This window comes from Pseudomonas sp. SR18, from assembly GCF_023701505.1.
Taxonomy (GTDB): Bacteria; Pseudomonadota; Gammaproteobacteria; order Pseudomonadales; family Pseudomonadaceae; genus Aquipseudomonas; species Aquipseudomonas cyclaminis.
Map to the genome: position 1 here is coordinate 1 of NZ_JAMQAU010000011.1, position 16875 is coordinate 16875.

Annotated in this window: 15 protein-coding genes; 6 read left to right on the plus strand and 9 right to left on the minus strand. The window is 57.6% G+C overall.

The genetic code is table 11. The annotated features are described in order from the left end of the window. Window positions 1-392: 392 nt before the first annotated feature. The 4 genes from NDJ82_RS16885 to NDJ82_RS16900 all read right to left on the minus strand — a co-directional run bounded on the left by NDJ82_RS16885 (window position 393) and on the right by NDJ82_RS16900 (window position 5764). Entirely contained in the window at window positions 393-1490 is a 1098-nt protein-coding gene (locus tag NDJ82_RS16885) for a DNA alkylation repair protein (RefSeq protein ID WP_250925903.1), read from the minus strand. Between the two features lie 22 nt (window positions 1491-1512). Further along, complete coding sequence (locus NDJ82_RS16890) at window positions 1513-2859, minus strand: glutamine synthetase family protein (protein ID WP_250925904.1); 1347 nt, start codon at window positions 2857-2859, stop codon at window positions 1513-1515. An 11-nt stretch (window positions 2860-2870) separates the two neighbouring features. After that, complete coding sequence (locus NDJ82_RS16895; protein WP_099585085.1) at window positions 2871-3428, minus strand: helix-turn-helix domain-containing protein; 558 nt, start codon at window positions 3426-3428, stop codon at window positions 2871-2873. Between the two features lie 179 nt (window positions 3429-3607). Next, entirely contained in the window at window positions 3608-5764 is a 2157-nt protein-coding gene (locus tag NDJ82_RS16900) for a WG repeat-containing protein (protein ID WP_250925905.1), read from the minus strand. 167 nt (window positions 5765-5931) lie between these two features. On the opposite strand from NDJ82_RS16900, the gene NDJ82_RS16905 reads away from it, so the two are divergent. Together NDJ82_RS16905 and NDJ82_RS16910 are read left to right on the plus strand one after the other, a co-directional pair. After that, window positions 5932-6240 (plus strand): RcnB family protein, encoded by a 309-nt coding sequence (locus NDJ82_RS16905; protein WP_099585083.1) that lies wholly within the window; start codon window positions 5932-5934, stop codon window positions 6238-6240. A gap of 76 nt (window positions 6241-6316) precedes the next feature. After that, the gene (locus NDJ82_RS16910; protein WP_099585082.1) at window positions 6317-7510 is read left to right on the plus strand and encodes an MFS transporter; all 1194 of its coding nucleotides are present in this window, start codon (window positions 6317-6319) and stop codon (window positions 7508-7510) included. Here the strand turns inward: NDJ82_RS16910 and NDJ82_RS16915 are convergent. Both NDJ82_RS16915 and NDJ82_RS16920 read right to left on the minus strand, forming a co-directional pair. Further along, window positions 7473-7745 (minus strand): DUF1652 domain-containing protein, encoded by a 273-nt coding sequence (locus tag NDJ82_RS16915; RefSeq protein ID WP_099585081.1) that lies wholly within the window; start codon window positions 7743-7745, stop codon window positions 7473-7475. The two genes, NDJ82_RS16910 and NDJ82_RS16915, sit on opposite strands and share 38 nt — an antisense overlap. 103 nt (window positions 7746-7848) lie before the next feature. Beyond that, complete coding sequence (locus NDJ82_RS16920; RefSeq protein WP_191960478.1) at window positions 7849-9345, minus strand: PAS domain S-box protein; 1497 nt, start codon at window positions 9343-9345, stop codon at window positions 7849-7851. A 186-nt stretch (window positions 9346-9531) separates the two neighbouring features. Here NDJ82_RS16920 and NDJ82_RS16925 point away from each other — a divergent pair, with 186 nt between their 5' ends. Beyond that, window positions 9532-10500 carry a hypothetical protein gene (locus NDJ82_RS16925; RefSeq protein ID WP_191960477.1) on the plus strand — a complete coding sequence of 323 codons (969 nt, stop codon included), beginning with the start codon at window positions 9532-9534 and terminating at the stop codon, window positions 10498-10500. A gap of 181 nt (window positions 10501-10681) precedes the next feature. Here NDJ82_RS16925 and NDJ82_RS16930 read toward each other — a convergent pair whose 3' ends face one another. From NDJ82_RS16930 to NDJ82_RS16940, 3 genes are all read right to left on the minus strand, one after another. Then, a complete protein-coding gene (locus tag NDJ82_RS16930; RefSeq protein WP_178117021.1) occupies window positions 10682-11851 on the minus strand; it encodes a hypothetical protein in 1170 nt (389 codons plus the stop codon). Window positions 11852-11865: 14 nt separating this feature from the next. Continuing rightward, entirely contained in the window at window positions 11866-12753 is an 888-nt protein-coding gene (locus NDJ82_RS16935) for a nitrilase family protein (protein ID WP_158876473.1), read from the minus strand. A 118-nt stretch (window positions 12754-12871) separates the two neighbouring features. Then, window positions 12872-14821 (minus strand): FAD-dependent oxidoreductase, encoded by a 1950-nt coding sequence (locus tag NDJ82_RS16940; protein WP_250925906.1) that lies wholly within the window; start codon window positions 14819-14821, stop codon window positions 12872-12874. A 249-nt stretch (window positions 14822-15070) separates the two neighbouring features. On the opposite strand from NDJ82_RS16940, the gene NDJ82_RS16945 reads away from it, so the two are divergent. The 3 genes from NDJ82_RS16945 to NDJ82_RS16955 are packed head-to-tail and all read left to right on the plus strand — an operon-like array spanning window position 15071 to window position 16496. Then, complete coding sequence (locus NDJ82_RS16945; protein ID WP_099585077.1) at window positions 15071-15415, plus strand: FKBP-type peptidyl-prolyl cis-trans isomerase; 345 nt, start codon at window positions 15071-15073, stop codon at window positions 15413-15415. Window positions 15416-15439: 24 nt separating this feature from the next. Continuing rightward, complete coding sequence (locus tag NDJ82_RS16950) at window positions 15440-15877, plus strand: T6SS immunity protein Tdi1 domain-containing protein (RefSeq protein WP_250925907.1); 438 nt, start codon at window positions 15440-15442, stop codon at window positions 15875-15877. 22 nt (window positions 15878-15899) lie between these two features. Further along, the gene (locus tag NDJ82_RS16955; RefSeq protein ID WP_250925908.1) at window positions 15900-16496 is read left to right on the plus strand and encodes a GNAT family N-acetyltransferase; all 597 of its coding nucleotides are present in this window, start codon (window positions 15900-15902) and stop codon (window positions 16494-16496) included. Window positions 16497-16875 lie beyond the last annotated feature (379 nt).

The window sequence follows — 16875 nt, forward strand, 5'->3', positions numbered from 1 at the left end:
CTCCGGCTTGAATCCGTGGGCCGCCGCGATGGGCCATCCTTGGCCCAGCGCGGCTAACCCGGCGTCCTGCCGGGTTACCCACGGATTCAAGCCTGCGTTCGGCCAGCGTGTTTGACGGGGCGCCTGAAATCAAAAGCCAGAGCAACAGCAACAGCAACAGCGTAAGAGCAAGCAGTTGTGTAGATACCTATGCTCCGATAAGGTCACCGCAGAGTGCCAGAATCAACCGAGGTGAACGTTTTGGGGCCGCTTCGCAGCCCAGCGCGGGACAAGCCCGCTCACCACAACTGAACAAGCCCGCTCACCACGGCGTTATGTGTCTGTCTTTAAGGGTTGTGTAGATACCTGTGGCTATCGGGGACACGCCCACATATGGGGGCTCTGGCGTGGGTTCAATCGCGCAATTCGAATGCAGCACTGCCGAGCCTTTCACCATTCACCATCACATGCACCTTGTGCCGACCGGGGTAGTGCTTGCGTGTGGTCAGTTCACGGATGTGTTGCTCGCGGCTGATGCGCTGCTGCTTCCCGGCCCCCAGGGTAAACGCCTTGAGCTTGAATACCTTGCTCGCGCTGTGCCCGGCGCTTTTCACATAGTCGATGGCGTAATCCACCACCAGTTTTTGCGCAGTGACCGCAGTGGATTCCAGGCTGAACGACAGGTTGATCCGTTCCCCCAGCCTGATCACCGCCGGCGTCACGCTCAGGTGATGGAGCTTGACCTCGGCCTTGGCCCCCGCGCCCATGATCGTCAGTGCGCGGGTGTTGCCTTGCTTGATCAGGCTGCGCAGCGCATGGCGGGCGATCCAGGCGGTGTGGGGGTTATCGAGGTTCCAGCCTTCGATCAGGCCAAGCACCCACTCGGGATGGTCCTTGGTGATGTCATTGAGGTGGTTGGCCACGGACTTGCGCACGTAGAGGCTTGGATCGGCCTTGAGGTTGTCGAGGATCGAGGCGCATAACGCTGGGTTGGCCTGCACGTCGGCCAGACGAAACGACCACGGTAAACGCGGTCGCGAACCTTCGCTTGCCAGGCGGCGCACGTGGTCGTTGTCATCCAGCGACCACTGCTGCATCACCGCCAGGGTGCGTGGGAAGTCTTGAAGCAGGAAGTGACGAATGGCGAATTCGGCGGAGCCAAAGGTAGTGAAGTACTTGAGTGCCGCCATGGAGCGCTTGAAGTCCGCCAGGCCGTAGCTCGCCACGTAGTGCGGCAGAAACAGGCTGACAAACCCGCTGTTCAGGCGGGGCGCGAGGGCGTAAAGCAGTTTGAGGCTTTGCGGATAATCCAGCGGGATCACCGCATGCAGGCTTTCGCTGACCCGTGCCACGCGCTGCATCACCGACAGCTCGGCCAGGCCGGCCTTGGCGTGTGCGAGGAAGCCTTTGGCGTCGAACGCCGGGTACACCGCCGTCATTTCCGTGGCGATATGTTGCAGGCGTTCGACGTTGAAGATGTCCTTGAGGGCCGGGGCGCTTGGGTCGGTCATCGGTGATTCCTTGGCGGTTGAGTCAGAGAAACCAGCGGTATTCCCGCGCGTGGATCTCTTGCTGGAAGGCCAGGTGATCCTGGCGCTTGTTCTCGCAGTACACGTCGACAAATTCGGCGCCCAGCTTATCGCGCACTACCGCTTGATGCTGCATGGCACGCACAGCGTCGAGCATTTCGACGGGGAAGTCGGTGCCGCTGGCGCGGTCCTCGTTCAGCGGTGGGATGGGCTCCTGTTTGGCGTCGAGGCCATGCTCCAGACCGACGAGAATCGCCGCCAGCACCAGATACGGGTTGGCGTCGGCGCTGGCCAGGCGATGTTCGATGCGCAGGTTGCGCGGGTCGGACTCGGGGACGCGCACGCACGCGTCGCGGTCTTCAAAGCCCCAGCAGGCGCGGGTGGCGGCGTTGACCGTGCCGCCCAGGCGGCGAAAGGCGTTGTGGTTGGGCGAGAAGATCGGCATGCAGTGGGGCAGCAGTTCCAGGCACCCGGCGACGGCATGGCGCAGCGGCTGCTGTTGATGCGCCGCCAGCAGGTTATTGCCCGCGCCGTCATACAGGCTGACATGCACATGCATGCCGCTGCCGGGAAATTGCAGGTAAGGCTTGGCCATGAAGCTGGCGCGGTAGCCGTGCTTGAGTGCCACGCCGCGGGTGCTGCGGCAGAACAGGGCAGCCCAGTCGGCGGCGCACAGGCCGTCGCCCTGGTGGCCGAAATTGATCTCGAACTGGCCGGGGCCGAGTTCGGCGGTGATCACCGTGATGTCGATGCCCTGGTCTTTGGCGGTCTGGGCCATATCGTCGAGTACTTCGCTGAAACGCGACAGCCGTTCGATATGCAGGTTGGGCTGGTCGTCGGCGTCATCACTCAGCGGGTCGCGGGCGAATTGCGGCAGGCCGTTGTCGAGTTTCTTGTCGAACAGGTAGAACTCCAGTTCAAACGCCACCACCGGGTGAATGCCCTTGTGGTGCAGGCGCTCCAGCACCTTGGCCAGCACTTCACGCGGCTCGAACTCGATGGGCGCTTCGGTGCCGTCGGAAGTGATCAACATCTGCCCCAGAGGCTGCGATTCCCAGTTCACCGGCTTGAGCGTGCCCGGCACCAGGCGGCGGTTGGCGTCTGGGTCGCCGTCGTTGAAGCAGTAGTCACCAATCTTGAACAGCCCGCCTTGGGTGCCAAGCAGCACAGCGTTCTGCGGCAGTTTCAACGGGCTGCCGGCGGCGACCTTTTCCAGCATCTCGATCGGGTAGCGCTTGCCGTAGAAATGCCCGGGAAGGTCCAGGGCGATCAGGTCGACGTAGCGCACGTCGGGGTGGTTCTGGCGAAAGGTCCGTACTTCGGCCAGTAACGTGGCGGCATGGCTTTTCACGGGTGCAGCTCCTAGTTGTAAACCCACAACACGCGGGCGGGCAGGTCGGTCAGGTTGGCGTAGCGGCAATGGGCGAAACTGGCCAGGTGGAAACTGTCGCCGGGGCCGAGGGTGACCGAGTCGGCCTGGCCTTCGACCCACAGGGTCAATTCACCTTCGAGCACAAAACCGGCCTGCTCGGCGCGGTCGCTCATGGTCTGTTCACCACTGTTGGCACCGGGCGCCAGCAGGCTGTCGAGTATCGAAAACGCACCCTTCATGCTGGGGGAGACCAGGATGTCGGTGATCCCATTGGCGTAATACACCGTGCGCCGCTCGTTGGGACGGGTGATCCAGTCCACCGCTTTGGGCTTGGGTTGGCTGTAGAAATAAGTGGTGGGCACGTCGAGGGCGTGGCTGATGGCCGTCAGGTCTGCCACGGTCGGGCGCGACAGGCCGCGCTCTACCTGGGACAGGAAGCCTACTGAACGCTCGATCTTTTGCGCGAGTTGGGCGAGGGTCAGCTTCTTATGCTTGCGAAGGTCGTGGACCAGGCTCGCCAGGGCGTCGAGTTCTTCTTGTTGGTTCATGAAATTTATATCGAGAAATTTCATGAAAAATTACAGCATAAATTTCACGCGGGCAATGGGCGGCCGAGATTCAAAGGCAGCCCCCCTCCAGCCACTGGGTTTTTTAGAAAGATTGCGGTTGGGCTTTTTGGGGCTGCTGCGCACCCCTGCGCGAGCAAGCGCCCTCGCCACAGGGGCGGTTACTCGCGTTGGTAGCTGTCCACCTGTACGCCGTCGGCATTGAACACATTCACCCGGTTTTCGTCTTTCGCGTCCCAGATGCTGTACGTCGCGTCGTTGCTGTTGGTGGGCAGGCTGTAGGTGGTGTACGAGCCGAGTTTTTTCACCAGGGTGTTGTTTTTGTCGATCAGCACCAGGCCTCTGAAACCGTCCATTTCCGCCGAGGCGAGGTTTTTCTGGAAGGGGTTGAGACGGGTGTACTTCAGGGGCACGCGCAGTTTGCCGGTCAGGTCGAGCGCGCCGTAGCGTTCACCTTTTTTGACCACGGCCATGCCATTGGAGAACGGCTCGACTTCGTCATAGGGCAAGCTGATGGGCAAGGGTTTGCCTTCGGCGTCGATAAAGCGGTATTTCCGGTTTTTGCGGTCTTGCAGCAGTTGCGGCTGGCCCTGGATAAACGCGCCAATGGCCGTGCTGCCTGGTGGATTGAGCTTTTGCAGTTTCAGCGTATAGATGTCGATTTGCCCCCCGTCAGCCGAGGTGGTGTAGAGGTGGTCACCGACGACGTCGATGTTGGAGAAACGCGGCGCCAGCAGTTCCTTGCCGGCCAGGTTCCAAACGCCGTAGGAGGAGTCGCCACCGTAGGTCTTCAGCCCAGGCCGGGCAATGAACAGGTCGCCGACTACCTGAACATTGACGTACTTCATCGGCACCACCACTTGCTGCTTCTTCACGTCGTATACGCCGTAGGGCCCGTTCGTTTCGCGTTCGACGATCATCAGCTCATCATTGAGCGGTTTTTCGATGATCTCGAACGGTAACTCCTTCAAGGTGTGCCCGCCGGGCACGAACGCAAAGTACTTGAATTGCAACTGGCTCCAGCCATCTTTCTGCGGTGTCCTGCCCACCTGCATGTTGAATACACCGGGCATGGGGCTGTACTCGATGCGCTCAAAGCGCGGCTTGACCACCCATTGGCCGTTGCTGTCGATAAAGCCGCTTTTTTTCGTGGCATTGTCGTAAGCGATATAGCGAGCCTGGGCCGGCACACTGTTGTGCATCTCCAGCGTCAGGGGTTGCGGTTGGGCGGGGTCCAGCAGGTAGATGACGATGCTCGCCGGGGTGTCTTCGAACTGGTAGGTGGCTTGCACGTTGGTCAGGGCACCGTCGCTGTCCGGCAGGCCTTTGACGAACTGTTCCAGGTGTTCCTGCAGTTCGGCGCTGGTGGTATAGCGGGAGAACTGGTCCTGCATGCGCAGCAGTTCGTCGTAGTAAGCGCGCAGGTTGGCCTTTTGCTCGGCGGTAGGCGAGGAGTTGCTGCTGTTGCCGCCGCTGTAAAGTGTCTTGCCGTCGGCGCTCAAGCCCTCGATCACGTAGGTCTTGTCCTTTGGCGTGGCCAGCAGCAGGGACGCACGCTCGTCAGCCAGGGCGGTCAATTGGTAGACCTCGCCGTTGTCGCCGGTAACTTTCGGATGCTTGGGGTCCAGCACGATCTTTTTGAAGCCAGGGTAGCTGGGGTAGGTGAGGGTGACGCTGACGCGTTCTACCGGCTTATTGATCTTGAGTTCGACCGTGGAGGTGTCCTGTTCTTCGCTGATGTCGGGCCCAGCGTCGGCAAACGCCTGCTGCGTCCCGTCGCGAAAGTACAGGGTGTGTACCGCGTAACGTTCCTCTTCGCGCTGGTCAGGCAGGGCGCCACGCTTGAGCAGCTCGCGGATCGGCTCCACGTCCAGTTTCAGCCCCGACTGGTTGTCGAAAAAGAACTGCTCGAACGTCGGCTTTTTCTGTGCGAGGTCTTCCAGCGCGGTTTTCAGCTCGGCAGCGGGGAAGGGGACGAAGGGTTCGTCATAGCGCAGCTGTTTTTTCTCGCCGGGCGACTCGGCAGTGTTGGCTACCGGCGAAATTTCCAGGCGCATGCTTTCGATCATTGCGATCTGGTTGATGCTGTCGCGCGCGTCCATTTCCAGGTAGTTCAGGCGTTTTTTCGCTTGCGCCAGCGTCAGGCTGTGGAGGTCGTCCACCGCGCCTTCATTGAGCTGCTCATCGCTGTATTCGGTGCCGCTGACCAAGCCCGTGATGACGTGCCGGTCAAACAGGTAATAGGCCGCGCCGCCGATGACGGCGACCACCACCAGGGCGCTGGCAAGAAGTTTGGTTCGGGTCAGGGCGGTTTTCATTATTGTCAGACTCGAGAATAGGGCTGGCGCAAGGTTAGCAGGTGAACGGTGGCGGGGAACGAGTGGCATAAGCACAGTGCGCGATACCAGGCGGGTTTCATACGGTGAATGATTGCGCGCGCCTGCGGTCGGAACCTGGGTACGCGCCATTTATTGAAGGAGTACCCATGAAGTCCAAAACCCTCGCAGCCTGTGTTTTAGTCGCTGCCAGCCTGTCCACCGTCAGCTTTGTGGCCCAGGCCGGTGATACGCCCCAGGAAACCGTGCAACCTTCCAACATCAATGCCCGTGATTTAAAAGAAGGCGACCGCGCCCCGGATATCCTGATGCGTAAGGAGTCGGCCGTCAGTGACTGGAAAAAGCGCGGCCTCAAGCAACCCGAGGAAGACAGCCAATGGGCGCGGGTAGGCGATAAGTTCGTGCTGCTCAAGACCACCAACGGCACTATTCTGGAGATCACCCCCGTCAAGAAGTGACCCTCCTTTTTGCCTTGTTCTTGCGTTAAGGTAACCGGCCGCAATGGTCGCGTTACCTTCGAAGAATGAGAGCAGGATGCTTGCCACAATAAGAAACTACCCCCGCACCGTGAACCTGCTGCTGGGCGCCACGTTGCTGCTGACGCTGGCCAAGGCCATCACGTTTCCGTACCTGGTGATCTACCTCACCCACCATTTCACCCTCGACATCACTCAAGTTGGCCTCGTCATCGGCAGCTCGCTGATTGTCGGTTCGCTACTGAGTGTGTATGGCGGTTTCCTCGTCGATCGCATCAACAGCTATCGGTTATTGCTTTGGATGAGCCTGCTGTTTGTACTGGGGTTTGTCGGCACGCTATTGGCGCAGAACATCTGGGCGTTTTATAGCTGCCTGATCCTGATCAACCTGGCCTACGCAGTCATCGACATTGCGGTGAAGGCCGGTTTTGCCAGCCTGCTGCCGGAAGACGCGCGCAGTGAAGTGTTTTCCATCAAGTACACCCTCACCAATATCGGCTACGCGGTCGGGCCGTTTTTCGGGGCGATGGTGGCGAAGCTTGATATCAGCCTGCCGTTCATGTTGTCAGCACTGCTGGGGGCGGGGTTCTTCCTGCTGTATTGGCGCTGGGGCGACCGCAGGTTAACCACGGTGGACGTGGCGCAGAAGCCGGTGTCGTTTCTCGCCGTTGGCCGTGTATTGCTGCAGGACCGTCGGCTGGTGTGTTTCACGATAGGCGGCTTGCTCAGCGCAGTGGTGTTCGGCCAGTTCACGGCCTACCTGTCGCAGTACCTGGTGACCACAACCACGGCTGAATACACCTACACCGTGATCAGCGCCGTGCTCACCACCAACGCGGTGATGGTGATCGCCTTGCAATATGTGATCGGCCGACGCATCTCGCACCGTTACTTGAGCCAATGGCTCATCTTCGGCTTGAGCATGTTCATGCTGGGGTTGATTGGCTTTGCGCTGTCCACCAGCGTGCTGTGGTGGGTGCTGGCAATGGCAGTGTTCACGGTGGGGGAGATTGTGGTGTTTCCGGCCGAGTACATGTTTATCGACCGAATCGCCCCGGACCACCTGCGGGGCATGTACTACGGCGCGCAGAACCTGTCCAACCTCGGCGCTGCACTGGGGCCGGTGTTGTGTGGGCTGGTGCTGGCCAACCTGCCGGCGCACACCATGTTCTACATGCTGGGGGCGTTCATTGTGGCGGGCGGGGTGTTCTATTTCATTGGTTCGTCGTTGAAGGAAAGTCATCCAACGTAAGTTTGCCCATGGTGTTGCTGTGCAGTTCGTAGCGCAGCTCTTCCACCATTTTTTCCACTTCTTGCGGGGTCTGCAGGCGGTTGGTGCTGATCCCGGTCACCACCAAGTCAACCCGACCGGTATCGGCGTCATAGACCTTGAGGGTCAAGGACGCATCCCGGCACAGGGTGAATTCGCAGGTCAGTGGCGACAGGCCTTCTTCGATGCAATTTCGCAGTTGGGCGAGGGTAAACATGCGTGTTCCTTCAAGACGTCCGGTTAGATGCCTTGAAGGTTATTGCGTGCACCGCTGCGCCATAAGTTGAATTCGCACTAGCCGCTCTAGTGCATTTGCACTGTCAGGACTTGTTTTTCAGGCGCAGTTCGCCGGCAAACAGCCCGCGTTCACGGGCCCAAACGATGGCCGCGCTGCGGCTGTGCACCCCCAGCTTGGAGTACACCGTGGCCACGTGATTGCGCACGGTATTGGGCGCCAGTTTCAGGCGTGAGGCGATTTCTTTGTCAGCCAGGCCTTCGCAGATCAGCCCCAGCACATCGCGCTCACGGGCGGTAAGGTCGGTGAAGCTGATATTCGGCGCGTTGGGGCTGTTGACACTCTTGGCGTTGGCCAGTTTCTCGATCAGGGTCTGGCTGAACCAGGACGCGTCTTGCATCACTTCCTCAATGGCCGCCACCAATTCCAGCTCCGAGCGCTTGCGTTCGGTGATGTTCATCAGCACCAGCAGGTAGCAAGGCACGTCCTCGATGATCACGGTGTCGGCGGACACCACGCAGTCGATCACCTCGTTGCCTTTTTTGCGCACCTTGAGATCCTGGCCGTCGAGGTTGCCCGCTTTCTCCAGGGTGGTGAACAACTGCGTGCCCGCCTGGGGGCTGTCGATAAAGTCGATGTCTTCGATGGATTTGCCGATCAGCTCTTCGCTGATATAGCCGGTGATGCTCATAAACGCTTCGTTGACGTCCACCACCTGGCGGTTGGCGGCGTTGCACACCAGCGTGGGCACCGGCGTGAGGCGGAACGACTTGGCAAAACGTTCTTCACTCTGGCGCAGGGCCACTTCGGCCTTGCGTCGCGGCTCCAGGTCGGTGAACGAAAACAGCATGCAGTCTTCCTCGTTCATGTCCAACGGCTGGCCGGCGACGATCACCAATTTGCTGCCGCCGTCGGGCAGTTTGAGTTCGGCCTGCATCTGCGGAATCGTTGCGCCTTCGCCCAGGCGCTGGATAGCCAGGTCTTTGCGCTCGGCCTGCTCCAGCACGTCCAATTCATACACTGATTTACCGATGACCTGGTCACGGTTGTATCCGGTCATCTCCAGGAAGCCCTGGTTGACCTTGATGTAGCGCAAGTCGCTCAGGCGGCAGATCACCGCAGGCGCGGGGTTGGCGTTGAAGGTTTTTTCGAAGCGCTGCTCGGCGCTGGCCCATTCGGTGGCGTCGCTGAGGATCAACACCAGCAGCTCCGGCTCGCCGTGGGAGTCACTGATCACCAGGCTGCGCAGGCGGTGCACCCAGGTTTTGTCCGGGTCGGCGGTGGGCGTGACTTCCACCACCACATCGCTGAATTCATCACCGGCCGCCGCGCGGGCCAAGGGGTAGTTATCCAGCTGTACGGGATGGTTGTTGCGGTACCGCAGGGCGAAACGCTCGGCGTAGGCGTGAGTGTTGGCGCCCAGTGCCTGCACGTCATCCACGCCGTGCATGGTCAGCGCGGCTTCGTTGGCCCACAGGATGGTCTGGTCGACTTCCGCGAGGATGATCCCATCCGAGAGCCCGGAGATGATCTGCTGCAGTTGGCGGCGGTTGGTTTCTTTGGCAAGGACGTCCTGGCTCATGGATTCTCCGCGTTCTTTTAGGTGAATGGGGCGCATGGGAGTACGACAACCACGCTTGAGGATAGTGCAGAGAAATTGCCCGTTGTGGGGTGCGAATGCACCAGGCGTACTGGTGCATTTGCGCGAGGACGGCGTGCCGCGTCGAGCGCCAGACTGAAACGGTCAATAACTGCCAAAGGATCCATCATGAGCACTGTCTATGAAGCAAATCGTTCGTTGTTTCGCGTGTCCTGGAGTTCGGTATTGGCCGGTAGTGCAATTGCACTGGTGAGCTACCTGGTCTTGAGTGTGCTAGGTACTGCTATCGGCGCCAGCGCCGTCAATCCCATGGAGGCGGGCAACCCGTTGAGCGGTTTCGGCACGGGTGCCGGCATCTGGCTGTTTGTGTCGACCTTGGTGGCTGTCGGCTTGGGTGCCTTCGTGGCCGGGCGCACCGCACCGGATCGAGGCGGCCTGCATGGCGTGTTGACTTGGACTCTCACCACCTTGCTCACCACCTGGCTGTTGGCCGGGCTGGCTGCCAGCGTGGTCGGGACCGCCGGCAATGTGGTGGGCAAGGGCCTTTCCGCTGCCGGCAGTGGTATCGCCGCCGCAGCCCCAGGGATCGGCAGCAGCATCAAGCAGCAGTTGAACGAGCAGGGCATCCAGCTGGATTGGAACAGCCTGCAGGGTCAGCTCGATACCTTGCTCAAGCAGAGCGGCAAGCCTGAGTTGGATCCTGCGAATGTGGAGCAGAAAACCGATCAGGCAGCAGCGGATGGCAAGCAGTCGGCGACGGATGCAGCGACCGATCCTGCACAAGCCGGTGACGAGTTGAAGCAGTGGTTCGAGCGTGTCAAAGCGTCCGGCGAGCCGGCATTGAATGCGGCCGACAAAGATGCGCTGGTCAACATCGTTGCCGCGCGTACCGGCAAGAGCAAGGCCGAGGCCACTCAGATCGTCGACAACTATGCCCAGGCGTATCAGCAAGCCATGCAGAAGGTTGATGAACTGAAACAGCAGGCTGAGCAGAAGGCGCGTGAAGCGGCTGAAGTAGCGGCGAAGCAACTGTCCCGCGCGGCCTGGAGCACCTTGGCGATGCTGCTGTTGGGCGCTGCGTTGAGTTTCTTCGTAGGGCGTATCGCGCTGACAACCCGTCGGGTGCCGTTGGCGTGATCTGAATGTGCGGCAAGGATGCCGCGTTTGATCTTCAGCAAAAGGCTAGCCCCCAGCACTCTACCTTTGAAGCGGCAGTGCCTGGGAGCGTATTCAAGAAGGTATGGCTTGCCTGTGATAGATGACTCCCAGCCTAAAAAGGAGCGGGTCTACAGAGCCATTGCAACAGGCAAGCCTTACGTTATGCGGCTAATCGACCCACCAGAGGCACAATGATCAATGTGCTCAAAGCCATCGAAATTACATTGCCGATGTAAGGATGAAAGTAGGCGGGTAATCGTCCAGCTATGGCATATGCCAACGGCGGTGCAATCAATGCGCCGAGCAGGGCGCTTGAGCCCACCACTGTCCAACTTCCGCCGTAGGTCAACACTGCCGCAGGTACCACCGAAACCAGTGGCACATACGTTGGATACCAGCCGCGCTTGATCCATTGATGTCGCCAGATCACAACGCCGATTGCAGACGTCAGCGCTTGCGCGCCGACCAGGTGCAAGATTAGGCCTGAACCGTAGCCAGGGCTCAAAGGGTTGAGCGAATACGCGAGTAACACGCCCACCAGTAAGCCGAGACTCGCCAGTTCATTACCAAAGAACGGTGCTTCGGAAAAGTCTGCCAATACCCGACGCAGACTCCATGTCACGCCGTAAGTGGCTGGCTTGGTGGGAGGCGGCGTGTTCGGTGTCATGTAATCGGAGCGTACCAGTGCGGGAATGCGTCGGCAGAGTAAAAACGCGATAACGCTGCCCAATGCCATACCCAGCACATTGCCAATGACCACCGGCAACCCAAGCGGTATACACACATAGTTCACGATCAACAAGCACGCTGGGGTCACCAGCACTGCCCCTAAAAGCGCACCATTGAGCGCAACCTTCCAACCCCCACCGAACATCAACACCATCGCCGCCGGCAGTGAAACGAATGCTGCGAACGTCGGTTGCCAAGTCTCAGCGGTGACGCTCCAACCCCACAGCAAGTTGCTCAGCAGCAGCCCCAGGAGTGAACTGGTTATCAGCCAAGGCCACAGCCCTGTGCCGTAGGAAATGGAAAAGCCTTGCCAGGCTTTGCCATGTTTTCCGGCCCACCAGGCCAGATAGGCGCCGGATAAAAGTCCAAGGGACGCGAGTTCATGCTTATAGAACGCTACTTCGCTGATATCCCCTACTACCCAACGCAGCCATGCGCTCGGATGGGGCAGGCTTGCCAACATCTCGCTATACCCCGGCCAAGAACCGCCGTAAGTGATTGAGACCCAAATGATCAGCAGTAAACTCATAAAGCCTAGGGCAAGGACCGTGATATCCGCTCGTGAACGGATAGATGCAGTCTTGGTAAATGACGTCTCCATCGGGCGCCCTCCGTTTAGCGCGGCAGGGCAGAGTGTTGGGAGTACCCAAGCATCTGATCGTAGATGTCATTGCGTCGGTCACGTTGCAGGTCGTTGAGGCTATTCCATATCGGCGCACTGCGTGCACTGGTGATATCGATGTCTGCGAACAGAATTTCCTGGCGATTGGCCGAAGCGACTGAACCTATAGGCCAGCCATTGGTTCCGGCGATCAACGAGCATCCCAGGTAGCGTGCGTCTCGTTCTTCGCCAATGCGGCTGGCAGCAGCGATGAATACGTTGTTAACGTGGGCGGCCGTCATGGTCAGGTAGGACGCCATGCATTTGCCCGCCTCATCGAACAACGGCGGGGGCGTCCACACCCAGTTGTTCAGGCTACAAATAATATCCGCGCCTTGCTGGCTGAGAATACGAGGGACCTCAGGGAACCAGATGTCCCAGCAAATCAACAGGCCGATGCGCCCAATCGGCGTTTCAAACACTGGGAATCCTGTATTGCCAGGGGTGAACCAAAGTTTTTCCATGTTCCATAAATGAGCTTTTCGGTATTTGCCGATAAATCCTTCTGGCCCCATTAGCACTGCGGTATTGAACAGCTGCCTGCCCTCGATCTCGCTCAGGCCGGCAACCAGGTACACCTGATGCTCGCGGGCAAAATCTGCCCACGCGCTTACACTGGGCCCCTCCGGAACCGCTTCGGCATGATCGAAGGCGTCTTGGCGACTGCTGAAGAAATATCCGCAATTGGAAAGTTCGGGCAATACGATCAGGCTGGCGCCGCCGTTTGCGGCTTCCGTAGCAAGTGCAAGGCTTTGACGCAGGTTGTTGGCGCGGTTGGCCATGCCTACCTGAGGGTCAAGTTGAATGACCGCAACTCGCGCAGGGCTGATGGGTTCCATCATGGAAGTAACCTCTTATTGTTATGCAACCGACGTTGGTTGAGTGTTTATAAGAGGGGAGGCGGCGTTTAATGAAAAGTCAGATGTTTCCCACGGTGTTGTAATCTGATTCTTTTATTTGTTAATGGTCGGTTTGATATTCGGGATAGTCCTGCAAAGTAAAGCCACCATTGAAATGGGCGCGGGTTTTGTCACAGATATTTATGACTGCATCGATAGCTCCCCTAAAGCAAGGCTCAGTCCATCCCGCATCGACAGAAAAAGACTCGCCGCAAAGATATAGTCCGGATTTGTAAGCGTAGTCTCTATTGTATTTCATCAGGTTTACCGCGTCGTAATAGGTGCCTGCACGATAGAGCTTTGCGCAGCCGAGTGCATGTTTATCGTTCATCCAGCGCTGAACAATGGCCTGCTCGTGTCCAATGTAGGGAGATATTTTCTCTTTTATGTTTGAAGACTTTAAGAGGATTCTATCCAGTTCCTTTATGCATCTATCAACAAGTTCTTTGTCGTTGAATGATGAAAGCTTTGTTGCATCGTCTTCCCATGTGTAACTCAGAAGAATGCAGTCATAAGTGTTGTGTTCGTTGTAGCGGTAGGTGTACACGTCATGTATGAAGCTGTCAGTGACGATGGTTTGAGGTATGTTTTTATTTTTTGAAAGAAAGGATTTTTTTAACGGCGCATATACCTTGCAGCTGGTTTCCCAGTGAGCTGTTTTGTACGCAGTGATTATTTTCTGTGGAAGCATGTTTGCATCAAAGTTTTCGAGAAGGATTTGTGTCTCTATCAGCCATGAAGGGAGTGTCATGACAACCGAGTCGACGTCCATAAAGTTTTTTTCCATCTGGTCTGGTTGTGCGGCGTTCCAATCGTAATGAATTCGAATTTTTCCGTTCTCAAGTTTTTTTAGTTTTGTCACTGTGCTGTCGGTAAGTAGCCCGGTCTCGGTTTTTGTTAAATGTTCATATAACGATTGGTGGGCTTCAGCAGGTTTTATGAATAGTAAAGACTCCGCTAAAGATCCAAGCCCAACGTAATTCGGTTTGTTGAAGGTCAGTCCTCTCGAATCTTTGGTCTGCGCGGCGTTCAAGTAAGGTGAGGCGACAGGTTTGCCTTCTTTGTCTACACGTCCGTGGATCAGTTGAAGGTTGCTGCTGAAGCCGAACATTGCTGTGCGTATCGGGTAAAGTGAGCAGATGTCATAAAATGCTCCCCAACTACCATCACCAATTCCAATGCTATAGAAAATAGCAGACTCATCCGCTGTCATGCCCATTCCGCCAAAGTTTCCTGGGTCATTTGAACTCCACGTCTCTATTGTTGGCATCTTAACCAAATCACGAAATGAAGTGTTTTCATATTTTTTTACGATGGCAGCCCATAGGTCCTCCCATTGTTCGGAACCATAGTGCTCGGAAATTTTCAATGTCATGCGTTCCGCGAATACTGTCCATTTAGAGAAGACAGTGCCCAAGGCCGGGCCGGGTGGTGCTGTTTTTCCATCCGTGTTTTTCCAGATCAACATGGTTGGTTCCGTGCTGCTCTCCATGCTCCCTTCCTGTAGATATATTCCGGTAGATCGAACGGCCGCGCTGCCAGGGTTTGGGAAGTTTGAAGTGACTAACTCAAATTCGTTGGCGTAGTAGGCCATCAGTGAGCGTCCATCTTTTGGATGCTCTTTTGATGTATTGAAAAAAGGCATTCTCATCGCGCCCATTTCAAAAGGTGGCCTGCCAATACTTCCAGTATTGTTGTGTCCAAGGACTGTTAAATGCCTGCCGCCAATACGCTTCGATTTTTCAAATAGGGTAATGTTCTTGAATCCGCACCTGTGCAATTCTCGGGCAGTTGTTAAACCTGTTATCCCAGCACCAATAATGCCGATTTTATGATCTGTGTCGGTAGCTTTCGCAACTCCGTTTTCCTGTTCTACGAGGGTCCGATAGTCGAAGCACAAGTCTGGCGGACTGGGGAATGTGGCTCTCCACTTCTTGTTCGCAGAACGTTTCACTCTGTTGCGTTGATTGGCGATATCGGCAGGGTAATTGAAGCTGGATCCGATGGTCATCTTGATAGTGCCTTTCTTTAACTAGTGAAGTCGTTTCAGCGTGCGCTTGTTTTCCAGCGCCTGAAAATAAGCAGGATATGATTTTGGATTAAGGGATTTCGTGGTTCGTTGTAGGCGGCAGTTCATAAACGGCACTGACGGTTGTCCGGCATTCCTTCGGTCAGTACGCGGTGTCTTCAGTTGTCTCGCACTTGCCAAACCCGTCCGATTCTGGGAAAACCCGCCCTTGCGCGTTTAAAGAGAACCCCCATGAATCACGACGAACTCCAGATCACCGACATCCGCCAGGGCACCGGCAAAGCCGTGGTGAAGGGCGCGCTGATCACCACTCAATACACCGGCACCCTGGAAGATGGCACGGTGTTCGATTCATCCTGGGAACGGGGCAAACCGTTCCAGTGTGTGATCGGCACCGGGCGCGTCATTAAAGGCTGGGACCAGGGCCTGATGGGCATGCAGGTCGGCGGGGTGCGCACCTTATACGTGCCGGCGCACCTGGCGTATGGCGAACGCTCAATGGGCGCGCATATCACGCCCCACAGTAATCTGCGCTTTGAGATTGAGTTGCTGGAAGTACTGACGCGGGATGATTGAGTCGTTTCGACGCAAGGAGGCTGCATGAACATACTTCACGCATTGCGCGACAGCTGGGGTTGGGCGGGCATTGACCCTGTTGAGGTCGTAGGCGCTACGGCGTTCGGCAATTTGATGGTCAGGGACGAACAGGGCCACTACTGGCGAGTCTGCCCCGAGGCGCTTTCCTGCGAAGTGATCGCCGAGACCCGCGCGGCCTTGGATGAAGTTTCCAAAGATCAGGTCTTTCTGCACGACTGGTATCTGCAACCGATGGTGGATCAGGCCGAGGAGATGCTGGGACCGTTGGCGCAGGGTGAGGTTTACCATTTCGTTATTTCGCCGGTGTTGGGCGGCGAATACACCAGCGACAATGTGCGTCGGCTTGATCATGTCGAGCAGCTTCGGTTCTGCGGTGATCTGGCGCGTGAGATCAAGAATTTGCCTGACGGCGCACAGGTGAAGCTCAGGATTGTGGATTAGTCGCTTGTAAGGACAGCACGTTATGGATTGCATGACTCATCTTCCTCTGAGTGCCTTCCCCGATATTCGAGTCGTGGCGCTTACCGTGGCTGACGATGTCGAGCTACAGCATTTTTTCGAGCAGGCGCCGGATTACTTCATCGCGGTCAATGGCGAGCCGGCCACGCCAACCGAAGCGCACGACGAGTTGCAAAACCAGCTTCCACCGGGCTGGTGTTGCAGTCGAATCTACTGGCTGGGGTATCGCGGGGCGCACGGCCAACTGGTCGCTGTGGTGAATATCGCGGCGGATTTGCTCGCTGAGGGCGTCTGGCATATCGGCCTGTTGCTGGTCGACTCGCGCTGGCATGGCAGCGGCCTTGCGCAGCACCTGCATGCTGACCTTGAGCGCTGGGCGATAGGGAACGGCGCCCAGTGGCTGCGGCTGACGGTGGTGCTGGGCAATACCCGCGCCGAGCGCTTCTGGCCCAGGCTTGGGTATGTACCGGTGCGCACTCGTGATGGGGTTGCGATGGGGCGGCAGGTGAACAGGGTGTCGATTCAGATCAAGGCGTTGGCGGGTGGGAGGGTTGAGGACTACCTGGCGTTGGTTGAGCGGGATCGACCAGGCACACCCTAGACGCGATGGCCTTCCTTATTGGGGCCGCTTCGCGCCCCAGCGCAAGCCCGCTCACCACAACAAGCCCGCTCCTGCATTTGATTTTCTGCGTGCCCAGAGCCGGTTCCTGAACCCATCCTGAAGAATCTTCTTATTCACCAGGCGGAAACTTTCCTACGGTTTACTCTCCTGAAATCGGGGCGTAAGCTTCGCGCGTTTTCATCAATAGCGGAGACCCTCAGTGGGTACTTGTTCGAGTGACAGTAGTCGGCCGGTTTCGGTAACCGGCACGGGCTTGGCAAGGTAACGCGCATTTATCCGATGCCGTTGTCTCGCCATCCAAGCGAGAAGCGGCATCAAGGCAGCGGCCAGTCCTGGCTCTGTTTCGATCCTCTTTCAT

Excerpts from the sequence above, each read along its gene's own strand:
- NDJ82_RS16885 (WP_250925903.1), bottom strand. The coding sequence starts at position 1,490 with ATGACCGACCCAAGCGCCCCGGCCCTCAAGGACATCTTCAACGTCGAA.
- NDJ82_RS16895 (WP_099585085.1), bottom strand. The coding sequence starts at position 3,428 with ATGAACCAACAAGAAGAACTCGACGCCCTGGCGAGCCTGGTCCACGAC.
- NDJ82_RS16900 (WP_250925905.1), bottom strand. The coding sequence starts at position 5,764 with ATGAAAACCGCCCTGACCCGAACCAAACTTCTTGCCAGCGCCCTGGTG.
- NDJ82_RS16905 (WP_099585083.1), top strand. The coding sequence starts at position 5,932 with ATGAAGTCCAAAACCCTCGCAGCCTGTGTTTTAGTCGCTGCCAGCCTG.
- NDJ82_RS16910 (WP_099585082.1), top strand. The coding sequence starts at position 6,317 with ATGCTTGCCACAATAAGAAACTACCCCCGCACCGTGAACCTGCTGCTG.
- NDJ82_RS16915 (WP_099585081.1), bottom strand. The coding sequence starts at position 7,745 with ATGTTTACCCTCGCCCAACTGCGAAATTGCATCGAAGAAGGCCTGTCG.
- NDJ82_RS16920 (WP_191960478.1), bottom strand. The coding sequence starts at position 9,345 with ATGAGCCAGGACGTCCTTGCCAAAGAAACCAACCGCCGCCAACTGCAG.
- NDJ82_RS16925 (WP_191960477.1), top strand. The coding sequence starts at position 9,532 with ATGAGCACTGTCTATGAAGCAAATCGTTCGTTGTTTCGCGTGTCCTGG.
- NDJ82_RS16930 (WP_178117021.1), bottom strand. The coding sequence starts at position 11,851 with ATGGAGACGTCATTTACCAAGACTGCATCTATCCGTTCACGAGCGGAT.
- NDJ82_RS16935 (WP_158876473.1), bottom strand. The coding sequence starts at position 12,753 with ATGATGGAACCCATCAGCCCTGCGCGAGTTGCGGTCATTCAACTTGAC.
- NDJ82_RS16940 (WP_250925906.1), bottom strand. The coding sequence starts at position 14,821 with ATGACCATCGGATCCAGCTTCAATTACCCTGCCGATATCGCCAATCAA.
- NDJ82_RS16945 (WP_099585077.1), top strand. The coding sequence starts at position 15,071 with ATGAATCACGACGAACTCCAGATCACCGACATCCGCCAGGGCACCGGC.
- NDJ82_RS16950 (WP_250925907.1), top strand. The coding sequence starts at position 15,440 with ATGAACATACTTCACGCATTGCGCGACAGCTGGGGTTGGGCGGGCATT.
- NDJ82_RS16955 (WP_250925908.1), top strand. The coding sequence starts at position 15,900 with ATGGATTGCATGACTCATCTTCCTCTGAGTGCCTTCCCCGATATTCGA.